Origin of the sequence: Streptomyces sp. NPDC001270 (assembly GCF_042896695.1) — a bacterium.
GTDB lineage: Bacteria > Actinomycetota > Actinomycetes > Streptomycetales > Streptomycetaceae > Streptomyces.
In genome coordinates this window covers 235,258-249,125 of record NZ_JBIAXM010000009.1, presented here as the reverse complement: position 1 = coordinate 249,125, position 13,868 = coordinate 235,258, and the positions used below count along the sequence as shown (strand labels likewise).

11 protein-coding genes are annotated in these 13,868 nt (G+C 70.1%); 9 read left to right on the top strand and 2 right to left on the bottom strand.

Annotated features, from left to right (window positions below; all coding sequences use genetic code 11):
- Window positions 1-53: 53 nt before the first annotated feature.
- From dnaK to ACFY2B_RS17680, 6 genes are all read left to right on the top strand, one after another.
- On the top strand, window positions 54-1,901 hold the full coding sequence (gene dnaK / locus ACFY2B_RS17705; RefSeq protein ID WP_390764015.1) for a molecular chaperone DnaK: 1,848 nt from the start codon (window positions 54-56) through the stop codon (window positions 1,899-1,901).
- The gene (gene grpE, locus ACFY2B_RS17700; protein ID WP_390764014.1) at window positions 1,898-2,620 is read left to right on the top strand and encodes a nucleotide exchange factor GrpE; all 723 of its coding nucleotides are present in this window, start codon (window positions 1,898-1,900) and stop codon (window positions 2,618-2,620) included. The genes dnaK and grpE overlap by 4 nt, the downstream gene beginning before the upstream one ends.
- Before the next feature lie 33 nt (window positions 2,621-2,653).
- Window positions 2,654-3,832, top strand: a complete 1,179-nt coding sequence (dnaJ, locus tag ACFY2B_RS17695) for a molecular chaperone DnaJ (RefSeq protein ID WP_390764013.1) — start codon at window positions 2,654-2,656, stop codon at window positions 3,830-3,832.
- Between the two features lie 5 nt (window positions 3,833-3,837).
- On the top strand, window positions 3,838-4,284 hold the full coding sequence (locus tag ACFY2B_RS17690; protein WP_376524981.1) for a heat shock protein transcriptional repressor HspR: 447 nt from the start codon (window positions 3,838-3,840) through the stop codon (window positions 4,282-4,284).
- Window positions 4,285-4,690: 406 nt separating this feature from the next.
- Window positions 4,691-5,803: a sugar ABC transporter substrate-binding protein gene (locus ACFY2B_RS17685; protein WP_390764012.1), complete on the top strand. Its 1,113-nt coding sequence runs from the start codon at window positions 4,691-4,693 to the stop codon at window positions 5,801-5,803.
- An 851-nt stretch (window positions 5,804-6,654) separates the two neighbouring features.
- Window positions 6,655-7,701: a LuxR C-terminal-related transcriptional regulator gene (locus tag ACFY2B_RS17680; RefSeq protein ID WP_390764011.1), complete on the top strand. Its 1,047-nt coding sequence runs from the start codon at window positions 6,655-6,657 to the stop codon at window positions 7,699-7,701.
- Here the strand turns inward: ACFY2B_RS17680 and ACFY2B_RS17675 are convergent.
- Window positions 7,664-8,674, bottom strand: a complete 1,011-nt coding sequence (locus ACFY2B_RS17675; protein ID WP_390764010.1) for a helix-turn-helix transcriptional regulator — start codon at window positions 8,672-8,674, stop codon at window positions 7,664-7,666. The two genes, ACFY2B_RS17680 and ACFY2B_RS17675, sit on opposite strands and share 38 nt — an antisense overlap.
- Before the next feature lie 354 nt (window positions 8,675-9,028).
- Here ACFY2B_RS17675 and ACFY2B_RS17670 point away from each other — a divergent pair, with 354 nt between their 5' ends.
- A complete protein-coding gene (locus ACFY2B_RS17670; protein WP_376525039.1) occupies window positions 9,029-9,325 on the top strand; it encodes a (2Fe-2S)-binding protein in 297 nt (98 codons plus the stop codon).
- A gap of 290 nt (window positions 9,326-9,615) precedes the next feature.
- Here ACFY2B_RS17670 and ACFY2B_RS17665 read toward each other — a convergent pair whose 3' ends face one another.
- Window positions 9,616-10,041 (bottom strand): pyridoxamine 5'-phosphate oxidase family protein, encoded by a 426-nt coding sequence (locus ACFY2B_RS17665; RefSeq protein ID WP_390764009.1) that lies wholly within the window; start codon window positions 10,039-10,041, stop codon window positions 9,616-9,618.
- Between the two features lie 274 nt (window positions 10,042-10,315).
- Between ACFY2B_RS17665 and clpB the strand changes: the two genes are divergently transcribed.
- Together clpB and ACFY2B_RS17655 are read left to right on the top strand one after the other, a co-directional pair.
- Complete coding sequence (gene clpB, locus ACFY2B_RS17660; protein WP_390764008.1) at window positions 10,316-12,913, top strand: ATP-dependent chaperone ClpB; 2,598 nt, start codon at window positions 10,316-10,318, stop codon at window positions 12,911-12,913.
- A 309-nt stretch (window positions 12,914-13,222) separates the two neighbouring features.
- A complete protein-coding gene (locus tag ACFY2B_RS17655; protein ID WP_376524970.1) occupies window positions 13,223-13,750 on the top strand; it encodes a YbjN domain-containing protein in 528 nt (175 codons plus the stop codon).
- The last annotated feature ends 118 nt before the right edge of the window (window positions 13,751-13,868 follow it).

The following is a 13,868-nucleotide window of genomic DNA, read 5'->3' as shown; positions in this document are numbered from 1 at the left end:
GACCTCATGCACACTTGAGTCCGTTCCACTCAAGTCAGCTGGAGGAAATCACCATGGCACGTGCGGTCGGCATCGACCTGGGCACGACTAACTCCGTCGTCAGCGTTCTGGAGGGCGGCGAGCCCACCGTCATCACCAACGCAGAGGGCGCCAGGACCACGCCGTCCGTCGTCGCCTTCGCCAAGAACGGCGAGGTGCTCGTCGGCGAGGTGGCCAAGCGCCAGGCGGTCACCAACGTGGACCGGACCATCCGCTCCGTGAAGCGCCACATGGGCACCGACTGGAAGATCCAGCTGGACGGGAAGGACTTCAACCCGCAGCAGATCTCCGCCTTCATCCTGCAGAAGCTGAAGCGGGACGCCGAGGCTTACCTGGGCGAGAAGGTCACCGACGCGGTCATCACCGTCCCGGCGTACTTCAACGACTCCGAGCGTCAGGCGACGAAGGAAGCCGGCGAGATCGCCGGTCTCAACGTCCTGCGCATCGTCAACGAGCCCACCGCGGCGGCCCTCGCCTACGGCCTCGACAAGGACGACCAGACCATCCTCGTCTTCGACCTCGGCGGCGGCACCTTCGACGTGTCCCTGCTGGAGATCGGCGACGGCGTCGTCGAGGTGAAGGCCACCAACGGCGACAACCACCTCGGCGGTGACGACTGGGACCAGCGCGTCGTCGACTACCTGGTCAAGCAGTTCCAGTCCGGTCACGGCGTGGACCTCGGCAAGGACAAGATGGCCCTCCAGCGCCTGCGTGAGGCCGCGGAGAAGGCCAAGATCGAGCTGTCCTCGTCCACCGAGACCTCGATCAACCTGCCCTACATCACCGCGTCCGCCGAGGGCCCGCTGCACCTGGACGAGAAGCTGACCCGCGCTCAGTTCCAGCAGCTGACCGCGGACCTGCTGGAGCGCTGCAAGACGCCGTTCCACAACGTCATCAAGGACGCCGGCATCCAGCTGGGCGAGATCGACCACGTCGTCCTCGTCGGCGGCTCCACCCGTATGCCCGCCGTCGCCGAACTGGTCAAGGAACTGACCGGCGGCAAGGAGGCCAACAAGGGTGTGAACCCGGACGAGGTCGTCGCCATCGGCGCCTCGCTCCAGGCCGGTGTCCTCAAGGGCGAGGTCAAGGACGTCCTGCTGCTCGACGTGACCCCGCTGTCCCTCGGTATCGAGACCAAGGGCGGCATCATGACCAAGCTGATCGAGCGCAACACCACGATTCCGACGAAGCGTTCGGAGATCTTCACCACGGCCGAGGACAACCAGCCGTCGGTGCAGATCCAGGTCTACCAGGGCGAGCGCGAGATCGCGGCGTACAACAAGAAGCTCGGCATGTTCGAGCTGACCGGTCTGCCGCCGGCGCCGCGTGGCGTCCCGCAGATCGAGGTCTCCTTCGACATCGACGCCAACGGCATCATGCACGTCACGGCGAAGGACCTCGGCACCGGCAAGGAGCAGAAGATGACCGTCACCGGCGGCTCCTCGCTGCCGAAGGACGAGGTCGACCGGATGCGCCAGGAGGCCGAGCAGTACGCGGAGGAGGACCACCGCCGCCGCGAGGCCGCCGAGACCCGCAACCAGGGCGAGCAGCTCGTCTACCAGACGGAGAAGTTCCTCAAGGACAACGAGGACAAGGTCCCCGGCGAGATCAAGACCGAGGTGGAGGAGTCCCTCGCCGAGCTGAAGGAGAAGCTCAAGGGCGAGGACACCACCGAGATCCGCACCGCCACCGAGAAGGTCGCGGCCGTCTCGCAGAAGCTGGGCCAGGCCATGTACGCCGACGCCCAGGCCGGGCAGGCCGCCGCCGGCGGCGCGTCCGCCGGTGCCGGTGAGGCCAAGGCCGACGACGATGTCGTCGACGCGGAGATCGTCGACGACGAGCGCAAGGACGGTGCCGCGTGACGGAGGAGACCCCGGGCTTCGACGAGAAGCCCGACGTCCCCTCCGGCGCCACCCCCGAAGACGCCGAGCCGCAGGCCGCCCCCTCCGCGGAGGAGGCGGCGGCCCCGGCCGGGGACGCAACGCAGAACGCCGGTCTGGTCGCCCAGCTGGACCAGGTGCGTACCGCGCTCAACGAGCGCACCTTGGACCTCCAGCGACTGCAGGCCGAGTACCAGAACTACCGCCGCCGTGTCGAGCGCGACCGGGTCGCGGTCAAGGAGATCGCCATCGCGAACCTCCTGACCGAACTCCTGCCCGTGCTCGACGACATCGGCCGGGCCCGGGAACACGGCGAACTCGTCGGCGGTTTCAAGTCCGTCGCCGAATCGCTGGAGACCGTCGCCGCGAAGATGGGGTTGCAGCAGTTCGGCAAGGAGGGCGAGCCCTTCGACCCGACGATCCACGAGGCCCTGATGCATTCGTACGCGCCGGACGTCGAGGAGACGACGTGCGTGGCGATCCTGCAGCCCGGGTATCGGTTCGGCGAGCGCACCATCCGCCCCGCGCGGGTGGCCGTGGCCGAACCCCAGCCCGGGGCGCAGTCGGCCAAGGCGGAGAGCGGCGAGGAGAGCGCGGCGGGCGGTTCCGGTGGCGCTGGTGGTTCCGGTGGCTCCGGTGGCTCCGGTAGTTCCGGCGGGTCCGCCGATGACAAGGAGAGCGGTGGCCCGGAGAAGGGCTGACGTAAGCACCGAGTGGAAGGAGGGACGTCGGGGATGAGCACCAAGGACTTCATCGAGAAGGACTACTACAAGGTCCTCGGCGTCCCCAAGGACGCCACCGACGCCGAGATCAAGAAGGCGTACCGGAAACTCGCCCGCGAGAACCACCCGGACGCCAACAAGGGCAACGCCAGGGCGGAGGAGCGGTTCAAGGAGATCTCCGAGGCGAACGACATCCTCGGCGACCCCAAGAAGCGCAAGGAGTACGACGACGCGCGCGCCCTCTTCGGCAACGGCGGCTACCGCCCGGGGCCGGGCGCGGGCGGCAACTTCAACTTCGACCTGGGCGACCTCTTCGGAGGCGGCGCCCAGGGCCAGGGTCAGGGCGCGGGCGGCTTCGGCGGTGGCATCGGTGACGTCTTCGGGGGCTTGTTCAACCGGGGCGGCGCGGGGACCACGCGCACCCAGCCCCGGCGCGGCCAGGACATCGAGTCCGAGGTCACGCTGAGCTTCACGGAGGCCATCGAGGGCGCCACGGTGCCGCTCAGGATGTCCTCGCAGGCGCCCTGCAAGGCATGCTCCGGCACCGGCGACAAGAACGGCACGCCGCGCGTGTGCCCGACCTGTGTCGGCACCGGGCAGGTGGCGCGGGGTTCGGGCGGCGGCTTCTCGCTCACCGACCCCTGCCCCGACTGCAAGGGCCGCGGCCTGATCGCCGAGCACCCCTGCGCGGAGTGCAAGGGCAGCGGGCGGGCCAAGTCGTCCCGGACCATGCAGGTCCGCATCCCCGCGGGGGTGACGGACGGGCAGCGGATCCGGCTGCGCGGCAAGGGCACCCCGGGCGAGCGGGGCGGACCGGCGGGCGACCTGTACGTCGTCGTCCACGTCGGCGAGCACCCGGTGTTCGGCCGCAAGGGCGACAACCTCACGGTGTCCGTCCCGGTGACGTTCACCGAGGCCGCGCTCGGCGGCGAGGTCCGGGTACCGACCCTCGGCGGCCCGCCGGTCACGCTGAAGCTCCCGCCGGGCACGCCCAACGGCCGCACCATGCGGGCGCGGGGCAAGGGCGCGGTCCGCAAGGACGGCACCCACGGGGATCTGCTGGTCACCGTCGAGGTGAGTGTTCCCAAGGACCTGACGGGGAAGGCTCGTGACGCGCTGGAGGCGTATCGCGAGGCGACCGTGGGTGAGGACCCGCGGGCGGAGCTGTTCGAGGCCGCGAAGGGAGCCTGAGAGAGATGGACGGCCGTCGACGTAACCCGTATGAACTGACCGAGGAGACCCCGGTCTACGTCATCTCGGTGGCGGCCCAGCTCTCCGGCCTGCACCCGCAGACGCTGCGCCAGTACGACCGGCTGGGCCTGGTCTCCCCGGACCGCACCGCGGGACGGGGCCGCCGCTACTCGGCCCGCGACATCGAACTGCTCCGCCAGGTACAGCAGTTGTCGCAGGACGAGGGCATCAACCTGGCCGGCATCAAGCGCATCATCGAACTGGAGAACCAGGTCGCCGCCTTGCAGGCCCGCGCCGCGGAACTTCAGGCGGCCCTGGACGGCGCGGCGGCGGCGATGCGGCAGCGCGAGGCCGCCGTCCACGCCTCCTACCGCCGCGACCTGGTGCCGTACCAGGAGGTCCAGCAGACCAGCGCGCTGGTGGTGTGGCGGCCGAAGAAGGCCAAGGACTGACCGGCGCGGCACGGCAGTACGTACGGCAGAGGCCCGGAGGTGATCCTCCGGGCCTCTGCCGTGTCCGCTCGCGCTCCGCGGGCACCTGCCGTTCCGAGGACCGGGGAGGGGCGCGGAGGAGTGGGCCGGGGTGGCCGGGGTCACGACGGCCGTTCCTGACGCCGGCTCATGTGAAGAAATCAAGGTGGGAAGGATCTTTGCCTTCTCCTGAACTGCCCTGGGTGGAGGCCCCGTACCTGCGGCTTCAAGAGAGTTCCGCCAGACCTTCACAGCAATGACTGGACGTTACGTTGCGCACTCGTTAGGAACTTCTCCTTGACGCCGCTGGTGTCGACGCGTTGGCTTTTCAGTCACCTGGGCCGAATCCAGCCCTCACGTCCCGAACGCACCTAAGGTGAGCACTCGAATGCGTCGTATGGTCATGGCCGTGGCTGCGTCCACGGTGATCCTCCCGCTCGCAGGCTGTGGCGTTCTGAACGCGACGGGCAGTTCGGGCGACAGCGCCAGTCCCACCAAGGGCGACGACGTCACCGTGGGCCTGCTGCTGCCGGAGACGGCCAACACGCGCTACGAGAAGTTCGACTACCCCATCATCAAGTCGAAGGTCGACTCGCTGACCGGCCGGCAGGGCAAGGTCGACTACGCCAACGCCGGGGCGGACGCGGCGAAGCAGGCCACGCAGATGCAGAAGATGATCGACGACAGGGTCGACGTCATCCTGCTGGACGCGGTCGACGCGCACGGCATCGCGGGCGAGGTGCGCAAGGCCAAGGACGCGGGCATCCCGGTCATCGCGTACGACCGGCCGGCCGAGGGGCCGGTCGACGCGTACATCTCGTTCGACAACGAACTCGTCGGCGAGTTGCAGGGGCGTTCCCTGCTGGAGGCGCTGGGGTCGGGCACCGGATCCTCCTCCAAGAAGATCGTCATGATGAACGGCGCGCTGACCGACCCGAACGCCAAGCAGGTCAAGCAGGGCGCCCTCGCCGCGCTGAACGGCAAGGTGACGGTGGCCGCGTCGTTCGACACCAAGGACTGGAAGCCGGAGAACGCCGAGGCCAACATGGCCCGCGCCGTCCACGACATCGGCAAGGACGACATCGCGGCCGTCTACTCCGCCAACGACGGCATGGCGGGCGGCATCGTCAAGGCGCTCAAGGCCGCCGGGGTCGTCGAGATGCCGCCGATCACCGGCCAGGACGCCGAACTGGAGGCGGTGCAGCGGATCGTCGCCGGCGAGCAGTACATGACCGTCTACAAGTCCTACCCGGACGAGGCCGAAACGGCCGCCGAGATGGCGCTCGCCAAGGTCCAGGGCAAGGACATCCAGTTCGACGCGCTCACTCCGGACCGGGTGAACAGCCCCACCACGAAGGGCATCCCGGCCCAACTGGTGCAGGTGAGCGCGATGACGAAGAACAACATCAAGAGCACGGTCATCGCGGACGGCATCTACCAGGTCTCCGACATCTGCACGCCCGACTACAAGGCGGACTGTGACGCGCTCGGCCTGAAGTAGCGGCTACGGCCGTCAACGCGGGCCATAGCCGTGAACGCGGCGCTCCGTGCCGTGTTCGTGCCCGTGCTCGTGTCCGTGGCCGTGTCCGTGGCCGTGTCCGCCGAGGTGGTCGTGTGCGGGCGGTGCGCGGGACGGGTGAGGAAGGAGTGCCCAGGGGGGCCTGACGGCCGCTGTGGGGCTGCTGAGGGCCGTTCACCGGGTTCCGGCCGTCCCGCCGGAGGCACACCGCCGGGGGCGCGGACGCGTCCGTCCGAGCGCCGGTACGCGACCTCCGCGCCATCCACGGCGTAGGCCGCACCCCGCCGGTCGCCCTCCCCGCCGGTCGCCCGCCCCACCGGCTGCTGCGCGCGCCGTTGTCGTCCCGCGCCGCTGCCTCCGTACGCGCCTGCGGTCGCCGCGCGCCCGCCACCGCCGCACGCGATGCGCGGTCAGGCCCGGTCGCCCCGCCGTACCGCCCGCCGTACCCGCCCGCCATGCCCGTCCGGAGTCCCGTATGCCGCTGTCCGGGGCCCCGTAGAAACCCCTGTTCCGGCCCGCTCGCACAAAGATCCTTATCTGAGTTCCGGCCGGTCTGCGGGCGCCTTCCGCATACGGCCCGAGGCGGCGCGGACGCGCAGGGTGACACACCGGTCGCTGAGGGGAATTCACCTGCTCACGGCGGTGCGGGAGTTCGCCGACGGGCGTCGGCGGACCGGCCGGGCGGCTGCGGGAGGGCCGAAAGACGCCGGGGAGGAACCGGGAGAATCCACCGGATCATGCTGGGCACGGCGCGGGCAGCCGTGTTGCGGAGCCGGTCGGGGCCGCGCATAGTTGCGCTGCGGAAGTGGCAGCAACCGGGGGTGGAATGGGCGATGACCGGGCGCGGAACGGAGGAGCATCCACACGGTGCCGACCGCCTGTGCGAAGCCGGGGACCGCGTGTACTCCCGGGCCGTACGGAGCGGGCGGGTGCCGCGCATGGATGCCGAGCCGGTGCCCTGCCTGCTGGATCTCGCCCTGCTGCACCCGGACCCGGACGACATGGACTGGCTGGTGCCGACCTCCCCGCAGGAGGTCATGACCCGGCTGCTGCGCGTGATGTACGACGAGGTCAGGGAGAGCCAGCGCCGGGTGGGTTCGGCGGTGGCGGCCTTCGAGCGGTACGCGGGTCTGGGCCGTCAGCTGCCGGCCCCGGCGTCGGCCCCGGCCGAGGGCACTGCGATCCGGGTCCTCGACGGACTGTCCCGGATCCAGGCGGCGATGGACGAGGCGACCGCGGCCTGCACCACCGAGGTGCTGACGGTGCAGCCCGGCGGCATCCGGCGGGAGGCCGAGCTGACCGAGGGGCTGCACCGGGCGCTGGCGCTGCGCGGCCGGGGCGTGCGCATGCGCGACCTGTACACGCACGTGGCACGGCACGGCCAGGGGCTGCTCAACTACCTGGAGCTGATGGGTGACGCGGTCGAGGCCCGCACCCTGGACGAGGTCATCGACCGGCTGATCCTGTTCGACCGTACGGTCGCCTTCATCCCGGCGAACACCGACCGCACGATGGCGTTGGAGCTGCGGCACCCGGCGATGGTCGAATACCTGGTGACGGTCTTCGAACGGCTGTGGCGCCTCGCGATCCCGTTGACCGCCCCGCTGCCCGACACCGGCATCGAGGGCATCTCGCACCGCGAGCAGTCCATCGCCGCGCTGCTGGCCGAGGGGCACCAGGACGCGGTCATCGCCGAGCGCCTGGGGATCAGCGTCCGTACCTGCCGTGCGCACATCGCGCGGCTGTCGGAGACGCTCGGCGCCGCCAGCCGCACCCAGTTGGGCGTCCGCATCGCCCAGGTGGGCCTGGACGGCACACCCCGCCCGGCCGGCGAGAGCCCGCTCAGTATTCCTGATCAAGGATCCCCGAGCGTGCGATGAGATAGCCGAGCTGGGCGCGGCTGCCGCTGCCCAGGGACTGGGCCAGTTTGGCGATGTGGGCGCGGCAGGTACGGACGTTCATGCCGAGCCGGCGGGCGATGGCCTCGTCGACATGACCCTCGACGAGGAGCTTCGCGATGGAGTGCTGGATCTCCGTTATGCCGTCGGGGGCGGCCTCGTAGGGCCCGTCCGTGCCCAGCGGGACGGCGCGGTTCCACATGAACTCGAAGACCTTGACCAGATAGCGGACCAGGCCCGGCTGGCGCAGCTCCAGCGCGACCTGCTGGTCGTCGCGGATGGGGATGAACGCGACGGTCTCGTCGCAGATGATGAGGCGCTCCACCAGCTCGTCGATGGTGCGGTACTCCGCCTTGCCGTCGGCGAGGTGCGCGGCGTAGGCCAGCTTCTCCGGGTTGTGGCGGGCGGTGTGCTGGTACAGGGTGCGAATCCGCACGCCGCGTTCGATCAGCGGGCGGTCGCGCTCCAGCCCCTTCAGGACGCTGCGTTCGGAGATGCGGTCGCTCGGCTGGACCGTCAGCACCTCCGTGCGGCACTGCTCGGTGGCCAGGTTGAGCGCGGCGTTGATCCGCTCGCTGCCCTCCAGCAGGGTCATCGAATCGCTGCTCGCCGTGTCCTGCGTGCTGAGCGTCATGAACGGCCCGAAGGCGTCGGCCAGCTCGATCGTCAGCCGCCGCCGCTCGGTTATCTCCCGCTCGATCGGGCCGAGCCGCTGGGCCAGGGCGACCGAGGGCAGCACCGGGCGCAGCCGGTCCGGGTCGTCGGGGTCCGGGTGGAGCAGGCCGAACTCCAGCAGGCAGGGGGCGGCTTCCACAGCTGTGCGCGCGACGTGTCCCGTGCGTAGAGCTGTGGCATAGACGCGGCCACCATCCTCACACAGCTCCGTCACAGCGTGGGGATGTGTCGCTTTTGAGTGACTCGTTGCCAAATCTCCACCCCCCAGGGTCCTGAACATGCAGGAACATGATGCACCGATTGTGTGGCCATGACGTGCCCGAATAAGCCATCGTCGTACCTGACGGGGGAAAAGGGGACCTTCAAGTGAGGACGAAGCCGACTATGGGTAAGAAAATGCTTCGCTCGGTGCTTGTCGCTGCCTTCTCTGCCCTGGTGGCCGTCGGTGCGTTGGGCGGTTTCTCCGGCACGAAGGGCGATGTTCGGGCAAACACCAGCTGGCCTAGTGTCGCGCAGGGCACCCAGTGGCCCCCCGCGCAGAGCACGAGCAACACGTCGTGGCCGCTCCCGCCGGTAATGGGAGCCGGGGGCTGACGTGAGCACTCCACCCGACGACCGCTCCTTCCGCCGTGAGATGGCGACCGCCTATCGATCCGGCTGGCACTTCATCGACCTGGTCACCGCCATCCCCCACAGCGGTGACTCGCTGATGGTGACCGTGTTCGGCGAGCCGGTCGTCGTCACGCGGGACGAGGACGAGGACGTACGGGCGTACCGGTGTCTGCGGAAGCCCCGAGGGGCTCCGCAACCTGTGCGATGTGCCATTCGGTACGGAATGATTTTTGTGAACCTGGATCAGCGGGACCATCGGCTGGCAGAGCCGGAGGTCCCGGATGTGAGGACTATCTCGGCCACCCCCCGCAGTGCCTGACGCGATTCCCCCGTCGTTATAGATCGCTCAGGTACTTCCCCCCGCAGCGGCGTCACCGTGACCTGAACACGGTGACGCCGCTGTCGTTTCAGCGGATATTTCACGACATCACCCTGTTCCCATGCTGGCTCAAAACCGCTTGTGGCGGTCCGTGGTCGGCTGCGCACCGGAAGGGCGCCGGGGCGGGAACGGGGCTCGACCCGGCCGGGCTCGCCCCGGCTCGACCCGCCCCGGGGCGGATTCCGCCCAGCCCTCCCGGTGCGGCCCGGACCCCGGCCGCCGCCCCGGGATCACGCCTTCCCCAGCGCCCGCTCCACCTGGATCTCGATCACCACGCGGGAAGGGTTCGGCGACGGCGTCCGCTCGTACCGCTCCGCGTGGCGCCGCTCCGCCTCCGCGACGCGCTCCCGGTCGGTGCTGACGAAGGCCCGGCCCTCCAGGGTGGCCCAGCGCCGCCCGGCCACCTGGCAGACGGCGACCCGGGCACCGGCCGCGCCGGCCGCGACGACATGGCCCGCCTTGGCGCTCGTCCCGTTCGTGATCACCCGGGCCAGCCGGGCCTCGGGGTCGTAGGTCACGGAGACGGGCACGACGTGCGGGCTGCCGTCGGGGCGGAGGGTCGTCAGGGTGCACAGATGGCGCTCCCGCCAGAAGGCGAGATACGACGCGTCCGGTGCGTCCAGGTCCACGGCGTAGTCCACGGTCTGTCGGCTCATGCCTCCGGAAGCTACTCCAGGGCCGGGCGGCACGTCGGCGCGGAGGTGGGCTTGCCCGCGGAGCCGAGGGCCGGGACCCGCCCGCGCCCCGGCCGATGCCGAGTCGAGGGCCGGGACCCGCCCCGGCCGATGCCAGGTGGTCCCCGGGCTCCCGGTCTCGCCTTGAGTGGAATAGACTCAACTTTGTGTACGTTGGTCAAGTCAGCACTGGGAGTACCGGGAGACGCGGCCGACGAGTGGCCGACGAGCCGACGCCGAGGAGGAGAACGCGAACGTGGACGCCGAGCTGACCAACAGGAGCCGGGACGCGATCAACGCGGCCAGCACGCGAGCCGTGACCGAGGGACACCCGGACCTTACGCCTGCCCACCTGCTGCTGGCTCTGCTCCAGGGGCAGGAGAACGAGAACATCACCGACCTGCTCGCGGCCGTCGACGCCGACCAGGCCGCCGTACGGTCCGGGACCGAGCAGGTGCTCGCCGGGCTGCCCAGCGTGGCCGGGTCCACAGTCGCGCCCCCGCAGCCCAACCGCGAGCTGCTCGCCGTCCTCGCCGACGCGGCCGAGCGCGCGAAGGCCCTCGGCGACGACTACCTCTCCACCGAGCACCTGCTGATCGGCATCGCGGCGAAGGGCGGCGCGGCCGGCGAGGTGCTGGCCCGGCAGGGCGCCGGCGCGAAGAAACTGCAGACGGCCTTCCAGAAGGCAAGGGGAGGACGACGCGTGACCACCGCCGATCCGGAGGGCCAGTACAAGGCCCTGGAGAAGTTCGGCACCGACTTCACCGCGGCGGCCCGCGACGGCAAGCTCGACCCCGTCATCGGGCGGGACCACGAGATCCGGCGGGTCGTCCAGGTGCTGTCCCGCCGTACCAAGAACAACCCCGTGCTCATCGGCGAGCCCGGCGTCGGCAAGACCGCCGTCGTCGAGGGCCTCGCCCAGCGGATCGTGAAGGGCGACGTACCGGAGTCGCTGAAGAACAAGCGGCTGGTGGCGCTGGACCTCGGCGCGATGGTCGCGGGCGCCAAGTACCGGGGTGAGTTCGAGGAGCGGCTGAAGACCGTCCTCGCCGAGATCAAGGACTCCGACGGGCAGATCATCACCTTCATCGACGAGCTGCACACGGTGGTGGGCACCGGCGCCGGCGGCGACTCCGCGATGGACGCGGGCAACATGCTCAAGCCGATGCTGGCCCGCGGTGAGCTGCGCATGGTCGGCGCGACCACGCTCGACGAGTACCGCGAGCGGATCGAGAAGGACCCGGCGCTGGAGCGGCGCTTCCAGCAGGTGCTGGTCGCCGAGCCGACCGTGGAGGACACCATCGCGATCCTGCGCGGTCTCAAGGGCCGCTACGAGGCACACCACAAGGTGCAGATCGCGGACAGCGCGCTGGTGGCCGCCGCCACCCTCTCCGACCGCTACATCACCTCCCGTTTCCTGCCCGACAAGGCCATCGACCTGGTCGACGAGTCCGCCTCCCGGCTGCGCATGGAGATCGACTCCTCGCCCGTGGAGATCGACGAACTCCAGCGCGCCGTCGACCGGTTGAAGATGGAGGAGCTGGCGATCGGCAAGGAGACCGACGCGGCCTCCCGGGAGCGCCTGGAGAAGCTGCGCCGTGACCTCGCCGACAAGGAGGAGGAGCTGCGCGGTCTCAACGCCCGCTGGGAGAAGGAGAAGCAGTCCCTGAACCGGGTCGGCGAGCTGAAGGAACGCCTCGACGACCTGCGCGGCCAGGCCGAACGCGCCCAGCGCGACGGCGACTTCGACACCGCCTCCAAGCTGCTGTACGGCGAGATCCCCGAGCTGGAGAAGGAGATGGAGGCCGCCTCCGAGGCCGAGGAGGAGGCCGCGAAGGACACCATGGTCAAGGACGAGGTCGGCTCCGACGACATCGCCGACGTCGTCGCCGCCTGGACCGGCATTCCCGCCGGGCGGCTGCTGGAGGGCGAGACGCAGAAACTGCTGCGCATGGAGGACGAGCTGGGCCGCCGGCTGATCGGCCAGACCGAGGCCGTGCGGGCCGTCTCCGACGCGGTGCGCCGCAGCCGGGCCGGCATCGCCGACCCCGACCGGCCCACCGGCTCCTTCCTGTTCCTCGGCCCGACGGGCGTCGGCAAGACGGAACTGGCCAAGGCGCTCGCCGACTTCCTCTTCGACGACGAGCGGGCCATGGTCCGTATCGACATGTCGGAGTACAGCGAGAAGCACAGCGTGGCCCGGCTGGTCGGCGCGCCCCCCGGGTACGTCGGCTACGAGGAGGGCGGTCAGCTGACCGAGGCGGTGCGCCGCCGCCCGTACAGCGTCGTCCTGCTGGACGAGGTGGAGAAGGCGCACCCCGAGGTCTTCGACATCCTCCTCCAGGTGCTGGACGACGGCCGGCTGACCGACGGGCAGGGCCGTACGGTCGACTTCCGCAACGCGATCCTCGTCCTCACCTCGAACCTGGGCAGCCAGTTCCTGGTCGAGCCGACCACCAGCGAGCACGAGAAGAAGGAGCAGGTGCTCGAAGTGGTCCGGGCCTCCTTCAAGCCGGAGTTCCTGAACCGGCTCGACGACCTGGTCGTCTTCTCCGCCCTGAGCAAGGACGAACTGGCCCGGATCGCTCGGCTCCAGATCGACCGGCTGGCCCGGCGGCTGGCCGAGCGCCGGCTCACCCTGGAGATCACCGACGAGGCGCTGGCCTGGCTGGCGGACGAGGGCAACGACCCGGCCTACGGTGCCCGCCCGCTGCGCCGTCTGGTCCAGACCGCCATCGGCGACCGGCTCGCCAAGGAGATCCTCTCCGGGGAGGTCAAGGACGGCGACACGGTCCGGGTGGACGCCTTCGGCGACGGCCTGCTGGTCGGCCCGTCCACCGGCAAGACGCTCTGACCCCTCGCGGGGTCCGGACAGCCGCCGGCTCCGGCCTGTCACCGGCTCCTTCCTGCCACGGGCTCTGATCCGCCCGCTACGAGGATCTGCCCCGTCACGGGGTCCGGGCCGCCCGTCTTCCCCGGCCGGAACCGGGCCGGGGAGACGGGCGGCCGGCGTGGCCGGGTGGCGTGCGGGCACGTGCTTCGTGGCGCGCGGGTAAAGGCTTGACCGGATCGTGTCTGCCCGTGGCGGAAGCACCGTCGGGGCTTGCCACCCCCCTCCCCGGATGAGGGAGGATGGCGGAATCCGTACGAAGGGAAATTCACGGTGACCATCGACCCGTCCTCGATTCCGAACTTCGGGGGCCAGCCCGAGCCGCAGCCCCAAGGACCGGCGGGCCCCGTCGTCCCGGATCAGGATCTTGTGAAGCAGCTCCTCGACCAGATGGAGCTGAAGTACGTCGTCGACGAAGAGGGTGACCTCGCGGCGCCGTGGGAGCAGTTCCGTACGTACTTCATGTTCCGTGGGGAGCCCGATCAGGCGGTCTTCTCGGTGCGGACCTTCTACGACCGGCCGCACCAGATCGAGGAGAAGCCGCAGCTCCTGGAGTCGATCGACGACTGGAACCGCAGGACGCTGTGGCCCAAGGTGTACACCCACACCCATGACGACGGCACTGTCCGCCTCATCGGTGAGGCGCAGATGCTGATCAGCACTGGCGTCGACCTCAACCACTTCGTCACCTCCACGGTCAGCTGGGTGCGGGCCGCGATCGAGTTCGACAAGTGGCTGGTGGAGCAGCTCGGCCTCGAACAGGAGGTCAACGAGGCGGACAAGCCCGACGACGAGGAGTGACACCGTCGCTCCGCACCCTCGCGCGCGGTGGCGCGGCGGCCCGGCGCGGCACGTGAGCCGCCACCGTCCCGGGACTCCCGTGCGTCCTGCTCATCCTGTTCGTCCTGTGCGTTCCGCG